General features: G+C 60.8%; 20 protein-coding genes. 9 read left to right on the top strand and 11 right to left on the bottom strand.

Features of this window, described 5'->3' with window-relative positions:
• Nucleotides 1-65: 65 nt before the first annotated feature.
• Complete coding sequence (locus C6A77_RS15155) at nt 66-986, bottom strand: AraC family transcriptional regulator (protein WP_114170200.1); 921 nt, start codon at nt 984-986, stop codon at nt 66-68.
• A gap of 202 nt (nt 987-1,188) precedes the next feature.
• Between C6A77_RS15155 and C6A77_RS15160 the strand changes: the two genes are divergently transcribed.
• Both C6A77_RS15160 and C6A77_RS15170 read left to right on the top strand, forming a co-directional pair.
• Entirely contained in the window at nt 1,189-1,482 is a 294-nt protein-coding gene (locus tag C6A77_RS15160; protein ID WP_114170201.1) for an antibiotic biosynthesis monooxygenase family protein, read from the top strand.
• 164 nt (nt 1,483-1,646) lie between these two features.
• Complete coding sequence (locus tag C6A77_RS15170; RefSeq protein ID WP_114170202.1) at nt 1,647-1,880, top strand: hypothetical protein; 234 nt, start codon at nt 1,647-1,649, stop codon at nt 1,878-1,880.
• Here the strand turns inward: C6A77_RS15170 and C6A77_RS15175 are convergent, their stop codons facing one another.
• Nucleotides 1,881-2,486 (bottom strand): flavin reductase family protein, encoded by a 606-nt coding sequence (locus C6A77_RS15175; protein WP_114170203.1) that lies wholly within the window; start codon nt 2,484-2,486, stop codon nt 1,881-1,883. It abuts the gene before it with no gap.
• Between the two features lie 118 nt (nt 2,487-2,604).
• Nucleotides 2,605-2,970: a heme utilization protein gene (locus C6A77_RS15180; RefSeq protein WP_114170204.1), complete on the bottom strand. Its 366-nt coding sequence runs from the start codon at nt 2,968-2,970 to the stop codon at nt 2,605-2,607.
• 343 nt (nt 2,971-3,313) lie between these two features.
• Between C6A77_RS15180 and C6A77_RS15185 the strand changes: the two genes are divergently transcribed.
• Nucleotides 3,314-4,066 carry a hypothetical protein gene (locus C6A77_RS15185; RefSeq protein WP_114170205.1) on the top strand — a complete coding sequence of 251 codons (753 nt, stop codon included), beginning with the start codon at nt 3,314-3,316 and terminating at the stop codon, nt 4,064-4,066.
• A 98-nt stretch (nt 4,067-4,164) separates the two neighbouring features.
• On the opposite strand, the gene C6A77_RS15190 is transcribed toward C6A77_RS15185, so the two are convergent.
• The 4 genes from C6A77_RS15190 to bglX all read right to left on the bottom strand — a co-directional run bounded on the left by C6A77_RS15190 (nt 4,165) and on the right by bglX (nt 11,285).
• Nucleotides 4,165-5,484, bottom strand: coding sequence for an MFS transporter (locus C6A77_RS15190; RefSeq protein ID WP_114170206.1), 1,320 nt, complete (start codon nt 5,482-5,484; stop codon nt 4,165-4,167).
• 276 nt (nt 5,485-5,760) lie between these two features.
• Complete coding sequence (locus tag C6A77_RS15195) at nt 5,761-7,095, bottom strand: sigma-54 dependent transcriptional regulator (RefSeq protein ID WP_114170207.1); 1,335 nt, start codon at nt 7,093-7,095, stop codon at nt 5,761-5,763.
• The gene (locus C6A77_RS15200; protein ID WP_114170208.1) at nt 7,089-8,846 is read right to left on the bottom strand and encodes an ATP-binding protein; all 1,758 of its coding nucleotides are present in this window, start codon (nt 8,844-8,846) and stop codon (nt 7,089-7,091) included. The genes C6A77_RS15195 and C6A77_RS15200 overlap by 7 nt, the downstream gene beginning before the upstream one ends.
• Nucleotides 8,847-8,993: 147 nt before the next feature.
• Complete coding sequence (gene bglX / locus C6A77_RS15210) at nt 8,994-11,285, bottom strand: beta-glucosidase BglX (RefSeq protein WP_114170210.1); 2,292 nt, start codon at nt 11,283-11,285, stop codon at nt 8,994-8,996.
• A 187-nt stretch (nt 11,286-11,472) separates the two neighbouring features.
• Here bglX and C6A77_RS15215 point away from each other — a divergent pair, with 187 nt between their 5' ends.
• Nucleotides 11,473-12,090, top strand: a complete 618-nt coding sequence (locus C6A77_RS15215; protein WP_114170211.1) for a TPM domain-containing protein — start codon at nt 11,473-11,475, stop codon at nt 12,088-12,090.
• 68 nt (nt 12,091-12,158) lie between these two features.
• Nucleotides 12,159-13,373: an SAM-dependent methyltransferase gene (locus C6A77_RS15220; RefSeq protein ID WP_114170212.1), complete on the top strand. Its 1,215-nt coding sequence runs from the start codon at nt 12,159-12,161 to the stop codon at nt 13,371-13,373.
• A gap of 17 nt (nt 13,374-13,390) precedes the next feature.
• On the opposite strand, the gene C6A77_RS15225 is transcribed toward C6A77_RS15220, so the two are convergent.
• The 4 genes from C6A77_RS15225 to C6A77_RS15240 form a co-directional block, all read right to left on the bottom strand.
• Nucleotides 13,391-14,302, bottom strand: a complete 912-nt coding sequence (locus C6A77_RS15225) for an EamA family transporter (protein ID WP_114170213.1) — start codon at nt 14,300-14,302, stop codon at nt 13,391-13,393.
• Nucleotides 14,299-15,030 (bottom strand): hypothetical protein, encoded by a 732-nt coding sequence (locus C6A77_RS15230; RefSeq protein WP_114170214.1) that lies wholly within the window; start codon nt 15,028-15,030, stop codon nt 14,299-14,301. Before C6A77_RS15230 ends, C6A77_RS15225 begins: the two co-directional genes overlap by 4 nt.
• Before the next feature lie 17 nt (nt 15,031-15,047).
• The gene (locus C6A77_RS15235; protein ID WP_114170215.1) at nt 15,048-16,436 is read right to left on the bottom strand and encodes a saccharopine dehydrogenase C-terminal domain-containing protein; all 1,389 of its coding nucleotides are present in this window, start codon (nt 16,434-16,436) and stop codon (nt 15,048-15,050) included.
• Between the two features lie 384 nt (nt 16,437-16,820).
• On the bottom strand, nt 16,821-17,702 hold the full coding sequence (locus tag C6A77_RS15240) for a DNA-binding response regulator (RefSeq protein WP_114170216.1): 882 nt from the start codon (nt 17,700-17,702) through the stop codon (nt 16,821-16,823).
• Nucleotides 17,703-18,145: 443 nt separating this feature from the next.
• Between C6A77_RS15240 and C6A77_RS15245 the strand changes: the two genes are divergently transcribed.
• Genes C6A77_RS15245 through cpaB form a run of 4 tightly spaced genes read left to right on the top strand, consistent with a single transcriptional unit; the run spans nt 18,146 to nt 21,070 of the window.
• Nucleotides 18,146-18,340 carry a Flp family type IVb pilin gene (locus C6A77_RS15245; RefSeq protein ID WP_114170217.1) on the top strand — a complete coding sequence of 65 codons (195 nt, stop codon included), beginning with the start codon at nt 18,146-18,148 and terminating at the stop codon, nt 18,338-18,340.
• A gap of 37 nt (nt 18,341-18,377) precedes the next feature.
• Complete coding sequence (locus tag C6A77_RS15250; RefSeq protein WP_114170218.1) at nt 18,378-18,896, top strand: prepilin peptidase; 519 nt, start codon at nt 18,378-18,380, stop codon at nt 18,894-18,896.
• A 15-nt stretch (nt 18,897-18,911) separates the two neighbouring features.
• A complete protein-coding gene (locus tag C6A77_RS15255) occupies nt 18,912-20,246 on the top strand; it encodes an AAA family ATPase (protein ID WP_114170219.1) in 1,335 nt (444 codons plus the stop codon).
• 11 nt (nt 20,247-20,257) lie between these two features.
• On the top strand, nt 20,258-21,070 hold the full coding sequence (cpaB, locus tag C6A77_RS15260; RefSeq protein ID WP_114170220.1) for a Flp pilus assembly protein CpaB: 813 nt from the start codon (nt 20,258-20,260) through the stop codon (nt 21,068-21,070).
• Nucleotides 21,071-21,111 lie beyond the last annotated feature (41 nt).

A 21,111-nucleotide genomic window follows, 5' to 3' on the forward strand; every position in this document is an offset into this window, starting at 1 on the left:
CTGTTGCCTGTACTGGCCTTTTCGCGGGCAAGCCCGCGAATAGGCCAGTACTGCCATTCAGAACTTCAACCAGCAGTCGCCCGCAACCTGGCCACATCCCGAATCGGTGGCGCGCCGTACAGCCGGCTGTATTCCCGGCTGAACTGTGACGGGCTTTCATAACCCACCCGATAGGCCGCCACCGCCGCCTCGAGCCCGTCGTTGAGCATCAACCGCCGCGCCTCTTGCAGGCGCAATTGCTTCTGGTACTGCAACGGGCTCATCGAGGTCACGGCCTTGAACCGATGGTGCAAGGTCGAGGTGCTGAGGTTGACCTCGCGGGCCAGGTCCTCGATGCGCAGCGGCTGTTGGTAGTTGTTGTTGAGCCAGGTAATGGCCTGGCAAACCCGGTGGGTCTGGCTGTTGGCCAGGGCGATTTCGTACAGCCGATAGCCCTGCGGGCCACGCAACAGGCGGTAGAGAATCTCCCGGCGGAACAGCGGCGCCAGCATCGCGATGTCACGCGGGGTATCCAACAAACGGATCAGCCGCAGCAGGGCGTCGAGCAACGCCGCATCGGTCCTCTCCACATACAGGCCACGGCCGGACGGCCGGTTGGGTACCAGCATCGGCCCACTCTCGGCGATCAGTTGGCTGATTTCGGCCGGGTCCAGGTCCATGCGCAGACCGAGGCTGGGCTGCTCCGGGCTGGCGTCGAGCCGCACGCCGCTCAGCGGCAAGGTCACCGAAACCACCATGTAGTGCAACGGGTCGTAGGCGTACTGCTCGTCGCCGAGGAACAGGCTTTTACTGCCTTGGGCGAGGATGCACAGCGCGGGTTGTGCCAAGGTCGGCACCGAGCGCACGTTCTCGGTGTAGCGCACCAGGTACAGGTCATCGATGGCCGAGGCGGGGCCGTAGGGGTCGCCGGCATGGCGACGAATCAGCTCGGCCAGCTCCTGGCGTTGCAGTTCCAGCGTCGGGTCGATGGGCGTGGCGGTGGTCATGATGGCTTTCCTCTGCTGACCGACGCAGCATAGGTTTGGGCAATGGTCGGCGCTAGTCGAAAGCTGCACGTGGATTGCCTGATCCTGCCGTGCTGCAGGATCAGGCAATCCACGTGCAGTAATGGCCTAACGCGGCGCGCGGGTGGCGGCCTAACCTCGGCAGCCTGGCTTTTCCGTTCGCCTGCTTCAAGGAGATTGAGCAATGACCCCGACACAACCGGTCACCCACCTCGCTTTCATCCGTGCCAGCAGCGGGCGCTCGGCGGAGCTGGGCGCGCGCCTGCGTGACCTGCTCGAGCCCTCGCTGCGTACGCCGGGTTGCCTGAGTTTCACGGTGCAGCGTTCGCAGGCCGATGCCGACCTGTGGCTGCTCAGTGGCAGCTGGCGGGACCAGCAGGCGATGAGTGGATACTTTGCGTCGCCGACGCTGGAGGTGTTTGGCGAGCTGGTGCAGGCGCAGGTGGTCAGCAGCCTGGACCTGCATACCTTTGATTGACCTGTCGCCTGTACCGGCCCTATCGCCGGCAAGCCAGCTCCCACAGGTACTGCACTGCCCTCAAAACCTGTGATTACTCTGTGGGAGCTGGCTTGCCGGCGATAGGGCCGGTACAGGCAAATAGGGTAAAATGCCGCCCTTCGATCAACCTGGCGGATTGCAACATGGCACGTAGGGAATTCCCGCATTTCGAAGCGGTTTCGGCGATGGTCCCGGTGGAAGGTGGCGGCTATCACGCCGCTATTGCGGTCAAGGCCTTGGGCATGGGCGGCGCGCCGCGCTTTCACAAGGTGCTCGATGGGCAGGTGTTCAAGGGCGCCGTGGCCGCCGACGAAGCGGCCACGGCCGAGCTGCAACGCCTGCAGGGCGTCAGTGAAGAGGGCGAGCTGATCTGGTGATCAGGCCGGCGGCCGGGCCATCTTGAACAGGTTGCCCAGCTCGAAATAATCCGCCGGGCCACCACCTCGCAGGATCGGTTCGGCGGCTGCGGTATCGTAGATGCCGTTGTTCAACAGGTGCTCGGCAATGTGCACCGCCACCACTTCGCCGAGGATCAGCCAGCTGGGTACCGGTTGCTGATCAGCCCGCTTGAGCTGGACGATCTGGCTGACCTTGCACTCGAACGCCACCGGCGTTTCGCCAACACGCGGCACGCCGACAACGCGTGAGGGTGTGGCGGTGAGGCCGCTCAATTCGAATTCGTTGATCTCGGCGGCAACCGGTGCGCAGCTCTGGTTCATCTGCTCGGCCAGCGAGCGAGTGGCCAGGTTCCAGACGAATTCGCCGGTCTGCTCGATATTGTTCAGGCTGTCTTTGCGCCCGACGCTGCAGAAGCCGATGATCGGCGGGATGTAGTTGAAGGCGTTGAAGAAGCTGTAAGGCGCCAGGTTCAGGCGGCCTTCGCGGTCCTGTGAGGAAATCCAGCCGATCGGGCGGGGGCCGACGATGGCGTTGAACGGGTCGTGGGGCAGGCCGTGGCCTTTGGCGGGTTCGTAGTAATACATCTGTGCTGGGCTTGCTGGCCCTACCTCTGGGTGGACAAGACCCCTAGTGTGCCAAGCCTGTGCCCGCCTGCAAATGATCAAGCCCGGCCAAAGCCGGGCTGGGTGCTCGCATCAGTGATCAGCTGATGCGGTGGGCGTTGGTGCGGTCGAAGCCATCTTCAGCGAAGCGCTGGCCACCGGTGCGGTCGAAGCCATCTTCAGCGAAGCGCTGGCCGCCGGTGCGGTCGAAGCCATCTTCAGCGAAGCGCTGGCCGCCGGTGCGGTCGAAGCCGTCTTCAGCGAAGCGCTGGCCACCGGTACGGTCGAAGCCGTCTTCAGCGAAGCGCTGGCCACCGGTACGGTCGAAGCCGTCTTCAGCGTAGGCGGCGGATTGGCTCTGGGCCGCTGCGAAGGTGTGGCCATTGGTGCGGTTGAAGCCGTCTTCGGCAAAGGCGCCAGTAGCGAAAACCGAGAGGGCCAGGGTCAGGATCAGTTTGTTTTTCATGGTCGTTGCTCCAGGGGTTCGAGAGGTTGTTTGTTTCTATGGGTTTAATCCTACGCCGATAAATCCGATTAAAAAGCGCAAAAAATAGCACTGAATAATCGTTTTATTCGATGCGTTAGGGCGCGCCTACTGTGGTCAAACGAGGGTCGCATTAAGGGCGAACCGACTTGCACATCGACGTTCTGTCAGCCGTGTCAGCTTGAGGGGGAGGGATTAATCCGGCGTTAAACAAGCCAACAATCTCTTATCGAAACCCGATCAACGCATTTTTCATCTATCGACCACCGATTTTTCAGCCACCGCTCAGCACCATCGCCGCATCTCAAACCGGAGCGGCACAACAATGAACAAACTCCCGCAAATCACCTTGGCCTTCTGGGTCATGAAGATCTGCGCCACCACCCTTGGCGAAACGGCGGGCGATCTGCTGTCGATGACCCTCGATATCGGCTACGCCCTCAGTTCGCTGCTGCTGATCAGCGTGTTCCTGCTGACCTTGCTCGGCCAGCTGTACTCGCGGCGTTATCACCCGATGCTGTATTGGCTGGTGATCCTCTCGACCAGCACCGCCGGCACCACCATGTCCGATTTCATGGACCGCACCCTGGGCCTGGGCTATGCCGCAGGTTCGGCCATCCTGATCGGCATTCTGTTGCTGACGTTCCTGGCCTGGCGCCTGAGCGGCAACCCGCTGGATGTCACGCGCATCAAGAACCGCTCGGGCGAGCTGTTCTACTGGGTAGCGATCCTGTTTTCCAACACCCTCGGTACCGCCCTGGGCGATTACCTGGCCGATGACTCGGGGCTGGGCTTTGCTGGCGGCGCGCTGTTGATCGGCAGTGCCATCGCCCTGGTTGTGGTGGCGCGTTACTGGACGCGTATTTCGGGCGTGGTGTTGTTCTGGATAGCCTTCGTGCTGACCCGACCGTTTGGCGCCACGTTGGGCGACTTCCTCACCAAGCCCCATGAAAAGGGTGGGCTGGACTTCGGCACGGTCGGTTCATCGGCGGTATTGGGCGGGGTGTTGCTGGTACTGGTGCTGATGGCCACCTGGTACCAGCGGCGGGAACCGCGTCAGGCGCTGGAGATGTCCTGAGCCTGCTTGCAGCTGCTGACCAGCCGATGGCCTGGGCTGTTCGGCTCGAAGGGCGCCCCGGAAACGGTGCGCCCTTTTTCATTGCGGCAAACGCGCACTCACTCGGTGGTGATGCGCGAATGCTGTTTGGTGTCCTTCATGGTGGCGTAAACCAGCAGCGAGCAGGCGATGCAGGCGGTCACGTACCAGTAGAAGCCGCTCTCCATGCCGGCGCTCTTGAACCACAGGGCCACGTACTCGGCAGTGCCACCGAAGATCGACACGGTCAGGGCGTACGGCAGGCCGACGCCCAGGGCGCGGATTTCGGTGGGGAACAGTTCGGCTTTGACCACGGCGTTGATCGAGGTGTAGCCGCTGACGATGATCAGCGCTGCCATGATCAGGAAGAACGCGCCCCACCAGGTCTGGATGGTGTGCAGGGTGCTGAGGATCGGTACGGTGAACAGGGTGCCGAGCACACCGAAGGCGATCAGGATCGGGCGACGGCCGATCTTGTCGGACAGGCCACCGATTACCGGCTGCAGGCACATGAACAGGAACAGCGTGGCCGCCGAGATGGTGGTCGAGTCGCTGATGCTCATGCCCACCGTGTTGACCAGGTACTTCTGCATGTAGGTGGTGTAGGTGTAGAACGCCAGGGTGCCGCCCATGGTCAGGCCGACCACGGTCATCAGTTCCTTGGGGTGGCGCAGCAGGGTGCGCATCAGGCTTTCCTTGGCCTTTTCCTTCTTGGTGAACGAGGCAGTTTCTTCCATGCCGCGACGCAGGTACAGGGCCACCACGGCGCACAGCGCACCGATCACGAACGGCACACGCCAGCCCCAGGCATACAGCTGCTCGGTGGTCAGGGTCTGCTGCAGGACGATCAGCACCGCCAAGGCGATGAGCTGGCCGGAGATCAGGGTCACGTACTGGAAGCTGGAGAAAAAGCCACGGCGGTCCTTGCTGGCCATTTCGCTGAGGTAGGTGGCCGAGGTGCCGTATTCGCCGCCTACCGACAGGCCCTGCATGAGGCGGGCGACCACCAGCAGGACCGGCGCGGCGAAGCCGATGGTTTCATAACCTGGGGTCAGGGCGATGACCAGCGAACCGGCGCACATCAGCAGTACCGAGGCCATCAATGCGGCCTTGCGGCCCTTGCGGTCGGCGTACAGGCCCATCAGCCAGCCACCGATCGGGCGCATGAGGAAGCCGACGGCGAAGATAGCGGCGGTATTGAGCAATTGAGCGGTGGAGTCGCCGGCGGGGAAGAAGGCCTTGGCGAAGTACAGCGAGAATGCGGCGTAGACGTACCAGTCGTACCATTCGACCATGTTGCCGATGGACCCGCTGAAGATCGACTTCAGGCGGCTGGCGGTGGTTTTTTCTGTGGCAGGCGCGGTGGCCGCCCCGGCGGGCAGGGAGGTGGTGTTATCCATCTGGGATACCTTCTCGTTGTTTTTGTGGAGCGCGCCGTGGCGCAGCTTGCACAGGTGATTGCAGAAGGTGTGCCAAAGGGGGGCGGCGTGACCCAGATGGGGGCGCCTTGCGCCCTTCGCGGGCGCGCCCGCTCCCACAGGGACTGCGCGACCTCTGACTTGTCGCGTTTCTCTGGGGGAGCGGGCGTGCCCGCGAAGGGCTGTAACGCACCCCCAAAAAAGCTGTTCATAAGCGGTTTTTTGCTTACTGGCTCAGCGCGATAGGCGGATTTCCGCTCATTCTCGCCCGATAAAATCCTCGCGCACCAAACCATGCCGCTGCATCTTCTCGTTAAGCGTGCGCCGCGGCAGCTGCAAGGCTTCCATCACCGCCTTGATCTCGCCGCCATGCTGGCGCAACGCCGCGCGCAGGCATTGCGCCTCGAACGCTTCCATCTGCTCGCTCAGCGACTGCCCGGCAGGCGCCACCTCGATACTCGGCGAGCCCAGCCCCAGCGCGTGCCGCTCTGCCGCGTTGGCCAGCTCGCGCACGTTGCCGGGCCAGTCATGCGCCAGCAACTGCGCCAGTTGCGGGCCTGACAGCGGCGCAGGCGAGCGCCCGAGTTTGGCTGCGGCGGCCCGGGCAAAGTGCTCGAACAACAAGGGTATGTCTTCACGCCGCTCGCGCAGCGGCGCCAGGCGCAACTCGGCCACGTTCAGGCGGTAGGCGAGGTCTTCGCGGAAGCGCCCGGCGCGGGCTTCTTCGAGCAAGTCGGGCTTGGTTGCGGCGATGATGCGCAGGTCAACGCTGATGCTCTGGTTGGCGCCCAGGCGCTCCAGCTTCTGCTCCTGGATCACTCGCAGCAGCTTGGCTTGCTGCGCCAGTGGCATGCTTTCGATCTCGTCGAGGAACACCGTACCGCCGTTGGCGTACTCCAGCTTGCCGATGCGCTTGCCCTGGGCACCGGTAAAGGCGCCGCTTTCATGGCCAAACAACTCCGCCTCGAACAGCGCCTCGGGGATCGCCGCACAATTGAGGGCGACGAAGGGCTTGCCGGCGCGTGGGCCGAAGTCGTGCAGGCAACGGGCCACGCGCTCCTTGCCGCTGCCGGTTTCGCCACGGATCAGCACATTGACCGGCAGGCTGGCCAGCTCCAGCACTTGTCGGCGCAGCTGTTGCAGGCCCTGGGACATGCCGAGCAGCGTGCCTTCCAGGCGCGACCTGAGGTCGGCCTGCTCGTGCAGCCGGCGGTTCTCCAGCACCAGCTGGCGCTTTTCCAGGGCCCGGCGCAGGCTGCCCAGCAGGTGCTGCGGGGTGAACGGTTTTTCCAGAAAGTCATAGGCCCCGCTGCGCATGGCTTCCACCGCCATGGGCACATCGCCGTGCCCGGTCAGCAGGATCACCGGCAGGTCGGGGTCGTCCGCCTGCAGGCGTTCGAGCAGCTGCAGGCCATCCATGCCCGGCATGCGCACATCGCTGATGATCACCCCCGGAAAGTGCCGCGGCAGGTGTGCCAGGCACTCTTCGGCGCGGGCGAACAGCTGCACGCTGAAGCCGGACAGGCTCAGCCATTGTTCGACCGCGGTGCGGATACTGGCTTCATCATCGACGACGATCACCGAATTCAACATACAGGCTCCAGGTCGCGGGGCAGGGTAAGGCTCAGGCGCGCACCGCCGGGCAGGTTTTCGGCCTGCAGCTGGCCACCGGCCTCGTGGACGATGCCATACGAAATGGCCAGGCCCAGCCCCAGCCCTTCGCCCACCGGCTTGGTGGTGAAGAACGGGTCGAAGACCTTGGCCAGATCGGCCTCGGCAATGCCGCCGCCCGAATCCAGCACGCTCAGGCGCCACAGCTCGCCGTCGCGCTCGATGCGGATCTCCAGGCGTTTGTAGCGCTTGTCGGCCATGGCGTCGAGGGCATTGCGCAGCAGGTTGATCAGCACCTGCTCCAGGCGAATGGCGTCGCCGCGCACCCAGGCCGGGCGCGCCAGGTACAGGGCGACTTCCACCGCTTCGCTGCGAATGCGTGCCTCCAGCAGCAGCAGGGCCTGGTCCACCACAGTGGCCAGGTCGAGGCGCTCGCGCAGGCCGACCGGGCTGTTGCGGGCGAAGGTCTTCAGATGGCTGGTGAGCGCAGCCATGCGCGTGAGCATCTGCTCCAGGGGTTCCAGCGCCTGGCGAGCTTCGTCATGACGGCCATGGTCGAGCAACAGGCGCAGGGTTTCCAGCTGCATGCGCTGGGTGGTCAGCGGCTGGTTGATCTCATGCGCCATGGCCGCCGACATCTGCCCCAGCGCAGCCAGCTTGGCCGATTGCACCAGGCCCTCCTGGGCGGTTCGCAGCTCGCGGGTGCGCTCCTCGACCTGGCGCTTGAGCTCCTGCCGGCTGCGCTGGCGCAGGCGGGCCAGGCGCAGGCGCTGGCTGACGAACAGCGCGGCGAACACCAGGCTCAACCACACGGCTGCGGCGCCAAGGGCAGCCGTGCGGCCGTCGGCAGCGACCTGCGGCTTGCGCAGCAGGTGCAAGGTCCAGGCTTCACTTTGCAGTGGCAGGCTTTCCCACAGGTATTCGGCGCTGCCCGCCGGGCCTTGCACGCGGCTGAGGGTGCTGTTCTCGTCAAAGCGGGTCAGCACCTGATGCTGCAGCGCCACCAACGGTTGCTTGTCGTACTGGCGGGTTGCGGCCAGCTCGGCACGGTCGGCGCCGGTGAGCGGGCGCAGTTCACGGTAGCGCCAGCCGTCCTGGTTGGCGATGAAGGTGATACCGCGAGCGTCGCTGACCAGCAGAATGTCGCTGCCCTGGCGCCACTCGCGTTCCAGTTCGGGAAACTCCAGCTTCACCACCATGGCGCCGAGAAAGCGACCCTGTTCGTCGCTCACCGCGCTGGCAAGGAAGTAGCCCGGCACGCCGCTGGTCACGCCCACGGCATAGAAGCGGCCACTGCCCTGGCTGCGGGCTTGCTTGAAGTACGGCCGGAAGCCGTAGTTGGAGCCGACGTAGCTGCTGGGCAGCCGCCAGTTGCTGGCGGCGATTGCCAGCCCGGTGCGGTCGAGCAGTTCGAGGGTGGAGGAGTTGGCGGCGCCATTGATGCGCTCGAGCTTGCGGTTCAAGGCGTCCTGCTGCGCTTCGCTGAGCGGGCCGCGCAGGGCGGCGATCAGCTCCGGGTCCAGCGCCAGTACGGCGGGCAGGGCACGGTAGCGGTCGATCAGGGTGTGCAGGGCATTGGCGTACAGGCCCAGCTGCTGGCTGGCACGCTGCGCATCGTCTTCCATGGCTTGGCGCTTGGCCTGGTGCATGGCCCAGCCGGCACTGAGGGCGGTGCCCAGCGCGATCAGCAGGGTGATCAGCCCCAGACGCAGGGCGCGAAAGGAAAAGTGCATTGGGGGCGGATCCGGATGATTGGATATCGGGGCCGGCCTCTTCGCGGGTGAACCCGCTCCCACAGGTACCACGCAGGTCATCTGCTTGCGGAGTACCTGTGGGAGCGGGTTTACCCGCGAAAGGGCCAGTACAGGCAAACCTGTCAGTTACAGCAGTTCAAAGCTCTGCTGCTGCACCGCCTGCGAATCCAGCCCGACCTGGACGTTGAATTCCCCAGGCTCGGCAACCCGTTGCAGCTGGCCATTGTAGAACTTCAGGTCTTCCTCGCTGATGCGGAAGCTCACCGTGCGCGATTCGCCAGGTTTAAGCATCAGCTTCTGGAAGTTCTTCAGTTCCTTCACCGGGCGGCTCATCGAGGCCGAAACATCCTGCAGGTACAGCTGCACTACGGTCTCGCCTGCCACCTTGCCGGTGTTCTTCACCGTCACCTTGGCTTCCAGCGTATCGCCACGCTTGAGGTCCTTGTTCGACAGCTTCAGGCCCGACAGCTCGAAGCTGCTGTAGCTCAAGCCATAGCCGAACGGGTACAGCGGGCCGTTGGGCTCCTCGAAGTACTGCGAGGTGTAGTTGCCCGGCTTGCCTGGGGTGAACGGCCGGCCAATTCGGGTGTGGTTGTAGTACATCGGAATCTGCCCGACCGAACGCGGGAAGGTGATGGCCAGCTTGCCGGACGGGTTGTAGTCGCCAAACAGCACATCGGCAATCGCATTGCCACCTTCGGTACCGGCGAACCAGGTTTCGAGGATGGCGTCGGCCTGTTCGCGCTCCCAGCTGATCGACAGCGGTCGGCCGTTCATCAGCACCAGCACCAACGGCTTGCCGGTGGCCTTCAGCGCCTTGATCAGCTCACGCTGGCTGGCCGGGATTTCCAGGGTCGTGCGGCTCGACGACTCGTGCGACATGCCGCGCGACTCGCCGACCACCGCCACCACCACATCGGCCTGCCTGGCGGCGTTCACCGCTTCGTCGATCAGCACCGCAGGCGGGCGCGGGTCATCGACGATTTCCGGCGCATCGAAGTTGAGGAAGTTCAGGTAATCGAACATCGCCTTGTCGCCGGTCACGTTGGACCCTTTGGCGTAGACCAGCTTGGCCTTGCCTTCCATGGCGCGGCGCAGGCCTTCGCGCACGGTCACCGAATGTGCCGGTTTGCCGTCGGCGGCCCAGCTGCCCATCATGTCGATCGGGGCATCGGCCAGCGGGCCGACCAGGGCAATCGTCCCGGCCTTTTTCAGCGGCAGGGTCTGGTTGCGGTTTTCCAGCAGCACCAGGCTGCGGCGCGCCACGTCACGCGCGGCTTCGCGGTGCAGGCGGTCGTTGCCGTAGTAGTCCTTCAGGTCGGTTTCGGCCTTGCCGATGCGCACATAGGGGTCCTTGAACAGGCCCATGTCGTACTTGGCACCCAGCACCTCGCGCACTGCCTGGTCCAGTTCGCCCTGGCTCACCTCGCCGGACTTCAGCAGGCCCGGCAGTTCTTCGCCGTACAGGGTGTCGTTCATGCTCATGTCGATGCCGGCCTTGATCGCCAGCTTGGCGGCTTCGCGGCCGTCGCGGGCGACGCCGTGGCGGATCAACTCCTGGATCGCGCCGTGGTCGCTGATGGTGACGCCCTTGAAACCCCATTCCTTGCGCAGCAGGTCGTTCATCAGCCAGGTGTTGGAGGTGGCCGGCACGCCGTTGATCGAGTTCAGCGCCACCATCACCCCGCCGGCACCGGCGTCCAGCGCGGCACGGTAGGGCGGCAGGTAGTCGTTGTACATTTTCGGCAGGCTCATATCGACCGTGTTGTAGTCGCGCCCACCTTCCACCGCGCCGTACAGGGCGAAGTGCTTGACGATGGCCATGATGCTGTCGGGGTTGGCCGGGCTGCTGCCCTGGAACGAGCGCACCATCACCTGGCCGATCTTCGAAGTCAGGTAGGTGTCTTCGCCGAAACCTTCACTGGTGCGGCCCCAGCGCGGGTCGCGAGCGATGTCGACCATCGGTGCGAAGGTCATGTCCAGGGCGTCGGCCGCGGCTTCGATGGCGGCGGTGCGGCCGACCTTGGCGACGGCGTCCATGTCCCAGGTCGCGGCCATGCCCAGGCCGATCGGGAAAATGGTGCGCTCACCGTGGACCGTGTCGTAGGCGAAGAACATCGGGATCTTCAGGCGGCTGCGCATCGCCGCGTCCTGCATCGGCCGGTTCTCGGGTGCGGTCCGCGAGTTGAAGGTACCGCCGATGCGGCCGGCGGCGATTTCCTCGCGAATCTTGTCGCGGGGCATTTCCGGGCCGATGCTGATCAGGCGCAGCTGGCCGATCTTCTCGGCTTCGGTCATCTGGCTGATCAAATGTTCGATGAACGCCTGCTTGTCCTGCAGGGGCGGGGCGGAGGGGGCGGCAAGGGCCGCCTGACTGGCAAGGCCCATGGCCAGGCCCAGCAAAGACAGTTTCATCATCAATTCCGTTGTGGGGCCTCTGCCGTATCCAGGTGGTACGCGCGCGCGGCCGAGGTTTTCAGGCGGCTATTGTTGTACGATTTGCAGGCATTTCTTCCTGCGGCGGATTATGCCTGAATATCGCGCCAGCGGATGAAGCCCCGAATGCCGGGACAACAACTATAAGAACGCTCAAGAGACCGATGGCATGACCCCCCTCGACGAATACCATCAGCGCCAGATCGCTGAAGCCATAGCCCGTGCCGAGCGGCGCACCGATGCCGAACTGGTGACGGTGCTGGCTCGCCGTGCCGATGATTACGCCTATTGGCCGTTGTTGTGGGCCGCTGTGCTGGCGCTGGCCGTGCCGGGCCTGTTGCATTGGCTGCTGGGCTGGCCTGGCGTGCGTGGTTTGCTGGTGGCCAACGTGCTGCTGTTTATCGGCCTGTGCCTGTTGCTGCGTAGCCCACGGCTGGCCGGCTGGCTGATACCCCGGGCGCTGCGCCGCTGGCGCGCTTCGCGCCTGGCCCGGCAGCAGTTTCGCGAACAGAACCTGCAGCGCACGGCGGGAGCCACGGGGGTGCTGATCTTCGTCAGCGAGGCGGAGCGGCATGTGGAAATTCTGGTCGACCGCGGCATTGAGCACTACCTGGATGCCGCCACGCGCGCGACGATTGTCGCCCGCCTGGCCGAGCAGGTGCGCCAGGGCCGCACCTTGCAAGGGTTTGTCGAGTGCATCGAGGCGTGCGGCGAGCTGCTCAGCGAACACGTGCCGCCGACCCATGCGCGCAACGAGCTGCCTAATCGGCTGGTGATTCTCGACTGATCGGTAGCGCCCTGTAGAATGCGCACATTGCGCCCTGCGCTTCCCGTTATCCGAGGCACCGCTTTCCCATGTCCGCCAGTTCTTCCGCTCCCTCCGCGCCGGATGCGCGCGCCCGGTTTCTCGACCTGCTGAGCGCTGCCCTGCACGGCAACACGCTGGTCAAACTGGTGCTGGCGCGCCATGTCGGTGCCGACCAGACCCTGCAACGCATCATTGCCAAGCCCTTGCAGGTCAAGGGCCAGCCGTGCCTGTCGCTGGTCTATCGCCATCAGACCCGCGACATCACCCGCAACCTGCCCCTGGACCAGGCCCAGGCCCTGGTTGCCGAGTTGCTGCCCGACAGCTTCCGCAACGCCCACCTGTTCGACGCCGACGGGGAAACGCAACTGACCATCAGCAAGAAGGGCAAGCCGATGCTCCAGCGCCACGGCGCACAGGCACCGCGCGAAGCCGCGCCGAGCAATGGCCATGATCGCGAGAAGAAGCGCTACCTGGAGCTGTCACGGCCGTTTCTGCGTGACCTCGGCGTGACGGATGCACAAGGCGCGCTGATCCCGTCCATGTCACGCAAGTGGAAGCAGATCAACAAGTTCATCGAGGTTTTCGACCACGCCCTGGCCAGCGCCCCGCTGGCGGCGGAACAGGCACTGCGGGTGGCCGACTTCGGCTCGGGCAAGGGTTACCTGACCTTTGCCATGCACGACTACCTGCGCAACAGCCTGGGCCGTGAAGCGCAGGTCACCGGCGTCGAATTGCGCCAGGACATGGTCGACCTGTGCAACGACGCCGCTTCGCGCCTGCAACACCCGGGCCTGGTGTTCCAGTGCGGTGACGTGCGCAGCGTGGTGCCCGAGGCCATCGAGGTGATGATCGCCCTGCATGCGTGCGACATCGCCACCGACTACGCCATCCACACCGGCATCCGCTGCAACGCCGCGATCATCATGTGTTCGCCGTGCTGCCACAAACAGATCCGGCCGCAACTGCACAGCCCGGGGTTGCTGCAGCCGATGTTGCAATACGGCCTGCACCTGGGCCAGCAGGCCGAAATGCTGACCGACAGCCTGCGCGCGTTGTACCTGGAAGCCTGCGGTTATGAAACCAAGGTATTCGAGTTCATTTCGCTGGAACACACCAACAAGAACAAGATGATTCTTGCGGTGAAGCGGCGCCAGGCAGGGGATAGCGCAGCGATGCTGGAGAAAATTGCCCAGCTCAAGGCGTTTTATGGGGTGCAGGAGCATTGTCTGGAGACGTTGTTGCGGGCGGACGGGTTGCTTTGATTGTCCCTGTTCCCGTTTCAGCCATCATGCAGTGATATGACTGCAACGCCAACCACGATGACCAAGATGGAAGTGATCTTGCGAGACAGACTGGTTGGCGCAATATCCTCGGTCAAGAAATTTGGAAAATAGCGTGTGGCTATGAAGCCGAATAGCAGAACGAATAACGGGTGTATGCTGACGACGACGGACACCAGCGCAGCCCCACCACCCGCCGACAGTGCAGCCATGAAGAATATGTAACCGCCGACATCAAAGGTGTTGGTGAGGCCAAAGATTGCAAATTGCCGCAGGTTCAGTTGTTTCAGGTCATGGAAGATCAGGCGTCGACAGCAAGGTATCGAGAGCAGTAAGAAGCCGCCCAGTGCATAACCCAGGAAATTGAATAGCAGTACGGATTCCAGGCTCTTGAATTTAAGTATCTCGTCCGAGATCATCGTTGATGTTGCACCAAAAAACGCAGAAACCAGAATCATCAGAATATGCTTTTTCTGGCCTAGCCCTTCGACGGTCTTGCCTGATGCACATAACAGTAGGATGCCTCCCGTTATCAAAAAAATGCCGCCTGTTTGCCAGTACGTAGGGATAGCATTGAATAGAAGCGCTGAAGCAATGAGAACGAACAGTGGCTCTGATTGGTGAATCGGAATCACGACCGATACGTCCATGTCTTCTAACGAATAGCTATAGGCGAAATACTGCATGAACACAGCGAGTCCAGAAACTACGTTGAGGCTTGCGGTTGTCAGGTCCAGGTCGGTTGGTTGTGTTGTGATATAAATTATGGCGGCAAAAAATATATTTCCAGCGCTTAATAGAAATATGAAAGAAATGTAGTTGGATGTGATGTTGTTGATCGCAAATTTATCGATCATGTTTGACAGGCTCCACAGAAGTGGAGCCATGAGTGAAAGATACAGCCAAGTCATGATGGTCTTCTCAATAGTTCAAGAATCGTATGCCTACTGCGATTCAGGAGGTCTAATGAGAAATCGTCGGTGTCGTGATCGAAAATGAAAGTGTTTTGGTATGTGAATCTGTGAGAGGTTTCGAAGTTGATGATGTCGTCCAGAAATCTTGGCGCTTCTTCGAATCGGCACGAGTGATGAAGTTTCAGAAGTTTCATGGCATTGCCATAATGTGCTGCCTCATCCCTTGCTGCATATCTTATCCATGTGGACAAGCAGCAGGGGCCAAGGCTGTCAAAAAGATCGAAGTCTTGTTTGTAAGCTCTGGTGCTGGTGATTTCGTCGAATGCTATAGACAATAATATCGTAAATTCGTCGCGAAGGAATGTCGAGACTGAGCCGAAATCCGGCTTTCTGGATTTTATTCTTTGATCAATCAGGTTTTCACTTTGGTTGTAGAGTACGCTGTTTATCTTGCGAAGCCCTCGGTAGTGATTCTGCTCGTCAAGATGCCATAGGCAAACAAATTCTAGAAACTCATCGCTGAGATTCAAGTCTGTCCGTTTCATGAGGTAATTGAGAAAGTGCTTTGAGTCGAACTCTGAACTCATGTCGTGCCAAAAATGTTGTTGTCGCGCCTCGATTTTTTTCTTGCAGCCGACAATTGTCTGCGGGCTCAAGTTTTTCAGCAAGTCGACAGATGACCAGTCATAGCATTTTAGGCCGATTGCTGTTTTTTTATAGCTCATGTCAGCGCTCCTTGTGCTTATTCCAGGAAATTTGCAAACTGCCAGACATCACCCATGTCGGCGTCGCACGAAAAAAACGGGCCATTTATATTGGTTGGGTTCCAGTCCGTGTAAGTGCCTACCATGTCGCCCAAGTATCTATGGGCAACACCCAGTATAAAATGAAAGTCCATTTCCTCCGACTCTACAATGCCTTGTCGCGGATGCTTGAGTGCCCACTTCACTCCAGCAAGTACACCAGCTGCTACTTGTAAGGTTGTGGCTGAACTTGCAGGACTGAGGGATTGGGCTATGGAGTTTTTTAGGACGGATCCGTACCAGTAGGCGTTTTTCTCGTGCCCCATTAAAAGTACGCCAAGATAGTCGGCTCCACCAATAATGTCATGCCCTTGTAATACCCGATGCTGCTGCTGTGGGCGCAGTGAGTTGCCGTTGAGCTCATGGATAGAAAGAATGGCATCATTGCAGGGATGATAGGCATAGGCGACAGTCGGCCTATAATGCTTTTCGCTACTTATGTTGTAAGTCAGGTAATCTGCTAATGAAATTGACTCGTTGTGTGTGATAAGAAATCCTAAGCTTGGCCCATAAGCAGGTGTCCAGGTTTTCAAACGAACAGAAGCACCGGGGCGGTTCAGATAAATTGTCTTCTTAGTGGCAGGGTTATGGAAAACGGCTTCCGCAGGTAATTTGACTTCGTGAGTACCCCAGCCAAGTTCAGAGGGTTGGCAGGCTTCTCCGATGAAACCAGCTACAGACCATGTATTTACAAACTCGCCAGGTGCTTTTACATGCTTGCTCGCTTGAGTGTCATGTTCGGCTATATGGATGGCTTTTATGTTGAGTTGCCAAGCCAGTCGCGCCCATTCTTGACGTGTGACAGGTACTGGATCATGTGGGCTGTGCAATTCGCGTCGAAGGTTGAGTAATGCTTGCTTGACGAAATGAGATACCAGTCCGGGGTTGGCCCCATGAGCGATGACTGCAGTCGGTCCATTTCGAAGAATTTTCTTCTTTGCCAGCAGGCTCTCGCGTAATGAATAGTTGGTTCTGTGCCGCAGGTCGATTTTATTGTCAGTATATTCTCCGGCCCAGGGTTCGATGCAGGTGTCTAGATACAGTGCGCCTTTTTCGTGGCAAAGTAATACGAGTGGGAGGCTGGCTACATCAACTGAAAGGTTGATGAGAAATGTATCCTCATCCAGATCATTGAGAATGCTCTTGTAGTTTTCTCTCGTCAGCGTTTCGGTGCACCAGACGATTGTGAGTCCATGCTCGTGCGTGCATTTATTCTGAATGCATGGGGCGATGATTTTTAGTGAGCTGATTTCGTTTCGAAGTTCGCTGGCCAGAAGGGGGAGGAGGGCTGAGGATACTGAACCGTAACCGACAATAACTATTTTCATTTTTTGGCTCCGGCTGGGCTTTTTGTTGTTTGCTCGGATGGGTTGGGTTGCTTGATTTTCAGGCATTGGAAGCAAGCGGTATGCGTGTTCAGATAAGGCTGTAGTGGCGGCGGGTGTCAATGTTTTTTGTGGATTTCATCGCAGTTTCAAATATGATTTACAGATAGGTATTAAAATTTTGTAAGAAACTTCTTAAATATTAAGTAGTGGATGATTTTTGATCTAGGTTCGGGTTCTAGATAAGTGCGGCACAAAAGGGGGCATGACACCGGCTATGGAGGTGCTTGCGGTTTACGCGCTTCTCGATTAGCGGGATATGCCGAACGGCGACGGTCGGCATCGTGGTCCGGCAGCAGGTGGCGCGAGCTTAGGCGAACTGAAGTTTCAGCGGTTCTTGTGAAACGCCGTACTTGTCAGGACGCCAGCCACTGCAGATGCGTTTGCATCTTCCAACGGCTCGGCTTCTCGGACCGCCCCTCCCGGCTGGCGGGCCTGGCGGTATTCGCTGGGGGTGCAGTTGGTGAACTGCTTGAAGGCGCGGGCGAAGTAGGAGGGGTCCTTGAAGCCGGCCTCATAGCCAATGCTGGTGATGGGCATCTGGCTGTTGAGGAGCAGGTCCATGGCCAGGTTCATGCGCTTGCTCAGGATGTAATCCAGAAAGCCAAGGCCGTTGATTTCCTTGAACAGGCGGCTGAAGCGGGCAGTGGTCATGCCGCAGCGCTGGGCCAGCGCCTTTTGATCGATGCATTCGCGAAAGTGCTGGTCGAGGTAAGGCATGACCGTGCTCAGCGCCTTGTGCTTGTGGTGTTCGCCGGTCAGGCGAATGCTGTCCGGCAGTGACGGCAGGTGATCGATCTGCTGCGCATTTGTCTGGCTTTTGACCGTGCGGCGTACCTCGCAGAGTTGCTTGAGCACCTCCAGGTAGCGACTCATCTCGCTGGTTGTAAGCGGCAATACCAGGTATTCCCAGACCCGCGAACGCATGGCCCAGACCGCCAGTTCTTCGGAGTGCTGTACCGTGAACATGGTGATCGGAATGGCAGGTGAGTTGCGCTTTACCTCCAGCAGCAGATTGAGGTTGAGGGTGTCGGGGCGATCGAAGTGCATGCAGATCATGTCTGCCTGGTGGCGTTCGGCATGCGCAACGGTCTTGGCCAGTTTGCATTCGCAGACATGGCTGAACTGTGCCATCAACGCTTCGGTGGAACGATCCCGTGTCAGATCGAACCACAGCAACAGGGGCTTTATGCCCGGGTTAGACATCATGCTTAACCGGCTCCTGGCGGGTTTCCCTACCTGCTGCAGTATTGACAACATGCCATCGGCTCGCTGATCGATTTGGTTATTAGTGCAGCTTATTTTTGCCTGGCAGATTCTATGATGCCGCCTGAACCCTGATGCCAGACGGGCTTGGGCTTTTTCTCTCGCCACGGCCCGGGTGACCGCCTGTCGCTTTTTGCCGACGGGACGCGAGGCCTGTTCGCCAGCGAGTGCGAATGCGTTCGCAAGTGCTTCTCATGTTTGCTTTTCGCGCCTGTTGCAAAGGGGGATGTGGCCTCTCTTCGGGTGATGGCACATGGCCGCAAAAAAGTCCTAGTGATTCGCAAAAGACTCCTAACGACTGTTGCATCGCCCTGACTAGGATTCCCCTCAGGCAGTGCAACACCACTGCCGGGAATAAAAATAAAGTCCTTAGCGAGGTGAGCGAAATGACTCTGCAAACTATCAAGGCTTCGGTCCTGAAGTTCGTCGAAGATGAAGATGGCCTGACCGTCGTGGAATATGCGGTGGCCGGTGGGTTGGTTGCCCTTGCCCTGATTACTGCGTTCACCAACTTGGGAACTGCAGTGAAGGGGAGGATCAACGCGCTGATTACTGCGCTTGGCGGCACACCTGCCCCTTGAACTGACAACTTCATCAAGCCCCAAGGGGGATGCAGCAATGTCAGCAGAGTCTCTGTTCGCCATTGTCGTGCTGCTAGGGCTGCTGGGTATCGCGGTGGTGGGGGATCTTCGTAACCACCGCATTCCCAACTTTCTGGTCTTGCTGGGGCTGGGGCTGGGGTTGGCCGGCCAGGTCCATGCCGCGGAACTTGCCGGGCTGGGTTATGGCGTGCTGGGCATGTTGATTGGCTTTGCCGTGTTCATTCCGATGTACGCGTTGGGAGGCATGGCAGCCGGCGACGTCAAGCTGATGGCCATGGTCGGTAGCTTTCTTGCGCCACAAGACGCACTTGGCGCAGCACTGTTCAGCCTGATTGCCGGTGGTGTATGCGGCATGTTGATAGTGCTGGTGCGCGGGCAGTTGAAACAGACCCTGGAACGCTACTGGTTGATATTGACGGCGCAAGCCTACTTCGCGCCGAAGGCGAATGAAGTAGCAGGCAAACCGTTCCCTTATTCAGTCGCGATCCTGTCCGGAACCCTTGGCAGCCTTATTTGGCAACCGCTTGGCCTATAGCCTGGGAGGCTAACGATGTACGCATTCAGAGACCGTGGTGCCTGCGCCTGTGACAAGGATGCAGTACAAAGCCTGGCACCTCAGCCACGTACAGTTCGCGAGACCGGCCTGGCGGAAAGTTTCCTCGGTGATCTGCTGTGCAAGCACCTGCATGACGCCGGCACGCTGGACCTGTCGCGCCTGGTGGAGCGCCTGGCGCTGACCGGCGCGGTGGTGGAAGAAGTGCTGGCCTTTCTGCGCAAGGATGGCCGCGTCGAAGTACTGGGCCAGGTCGGTGTACAGACGGGTGGGCAGGTGCTGCGCTACGGCTTGACCGAGCGCGGCCGCAGTACTGCCCGCGATGCCCTGGCGCGCAGCGGCTACATTGGCGCGGCGCCTTTCCCGGTAAATGCCTACCGTGACCTGCTCAAGCTGCAGACCATTCACCATGGCCGCATCACCACGCAGGACATGCATGCGGCCTTCACGGGCGTGGTGCTCTCCGAGAGCATGCTCGATCAACTGGGCGTAGCGCTGAATTCCGGGCGCGCGATCATGATTTATGGCCCTGCAGGCACCGGCAAGACCTACGTCAGCAGCCGGCTGATCCGCCTGTTCGGCGAGTCGATCTGGGTCCCCCATGCCATCGAGATCAACGAGTCGGTCATCGAGGTGTATGACCCCCAGGTGCATCAGCGCCTGGAGGAGGAGGGCCAACCCGCCAGCCTGTTGCTCAACGAAGGTATCGATCGGCGGCTGGTGCGCTGCAAACGTCCGGTGGTGATCACCGGCGGCGAACTGGGCATGGAGCAACTGGATGTCCGCTTCGATCCCAGTACCCGGCAATACCAGGCCTCCCTGCAACTCAAGGCCAGCAATGGCCTGTTCATCATCGACGACCTGGGCCGCCAGCGCATGGCCCCGGCCGAACTGCTCAACCGCTGGATCGTGCCGATGGAAGAGCAGCGCGACTTCCTCAGCCTGGGGGGCGGCCGGCACTGCGAACTGCCATTCGACCTGGTGCTGGTGTTCTCCACCAACCTCAACCCGCTGGAGCTGGCCGACGAGGCGTTCCTGCGGCGTATTGGCTACAAGCTGCAGTTCAGCTACCTGAAAGTCGACCAGTACGAACGCATCTGGCGCCAGGAATGCGAACGCCTGGGCCTGGCTTACGATCCCTCGTTGTTGCGTTACGCGCTCCAGGCGCTGTACGAGGCCGAAGGCGTGCCGCTGGTGCCTTGCCACCCTCGCGACCTGCTGAACATGGCCCTGGACCGCCAGCGTTACCTGGGTGGCGATGGCCCGTTGTCGGAGCAGGAACTGAAATGGGCCTGGCATAGCTACTTCGTCCAGATCGACTTCCTTGGTTAAGGAGATCACACATGAGTGCCCGTACGCTTACCCTGGTTGCCGTTTCCCTGACCTTGGGGCTTGGCGCTGCCTGGATGGCCAACAACTGGCTGGATGGACGGCTCAACAGCACCCCTGATGACAACATGAAGAACGTGGTGGTCGCCACGGTGGAGATCCCGTTCGGGCAGATGATCGAGGCCCAGCAGGTCGCCATCGTTCGTATGCCCAAGGACGCAGTGCCCGACGATGCGTTCGACAGCAACGAAAAGGTGTTGGGCAAGATTGCCACCTTCGCCTTGCTGCGCGGCGACGTACTGCGCAGTGCGCGCCTTGCCGAGCACTTGGGCGGCAGCACCCTGGCGTCGTTGATCGCCCCCGACAAACGGGCCATTTCGGTGCGGGTGGACGATGTGGTGGGCGTGGGCGGGTTCCTCTTGCCGGGTAACCGGGTCGATGTGCTGGCGACCAGGCAGAGCGATGGCAGCAGCAATGACGCCGAGTCCAGAACCCTGCTGCAGAACTTGCGAGTACTGGCCGTGGACCAGACGGCGGGTACCGACAAGACCCAACCGGTGGTGGTCCGTGCCGTGACCCTGGAGATGTCGGCCAAAGAGGCCGAGGTGCTGGTCAAGGCGCAATCGGAAGGCAAGTTGCAACTGGCCCTGCGTAACCCGCTGGATGCTCGCAAACAGCCGCCAGCCATTGCCGCTGTCGAGCCGGTCAAGGCCGCGCCAGCAGCCGTCAAACCACAACCCAGGCCGGTCGTGCAGCGCAGCAGTGACGGTGGCGCGGTGACGATTATCCGCGGCACTGAAGTCGAAGTCGCGAAAACCAGGTTTTAAGGCGGACGAGATCCGGATAGCCATCCTTCGGCGGGAACAAG

It is taken from the genome of Pseudomonas sp. AFG_SD02_1510_Pfu_092 (assembly GCF_003331055.1).
In the GTDB taxonomy this organism is placed as follows: Bacteria; Pseudomonadota; Gammaproteobacteria; order Pseudomonadales; family Pseudomonadaceae; genus Aquipseudomonas.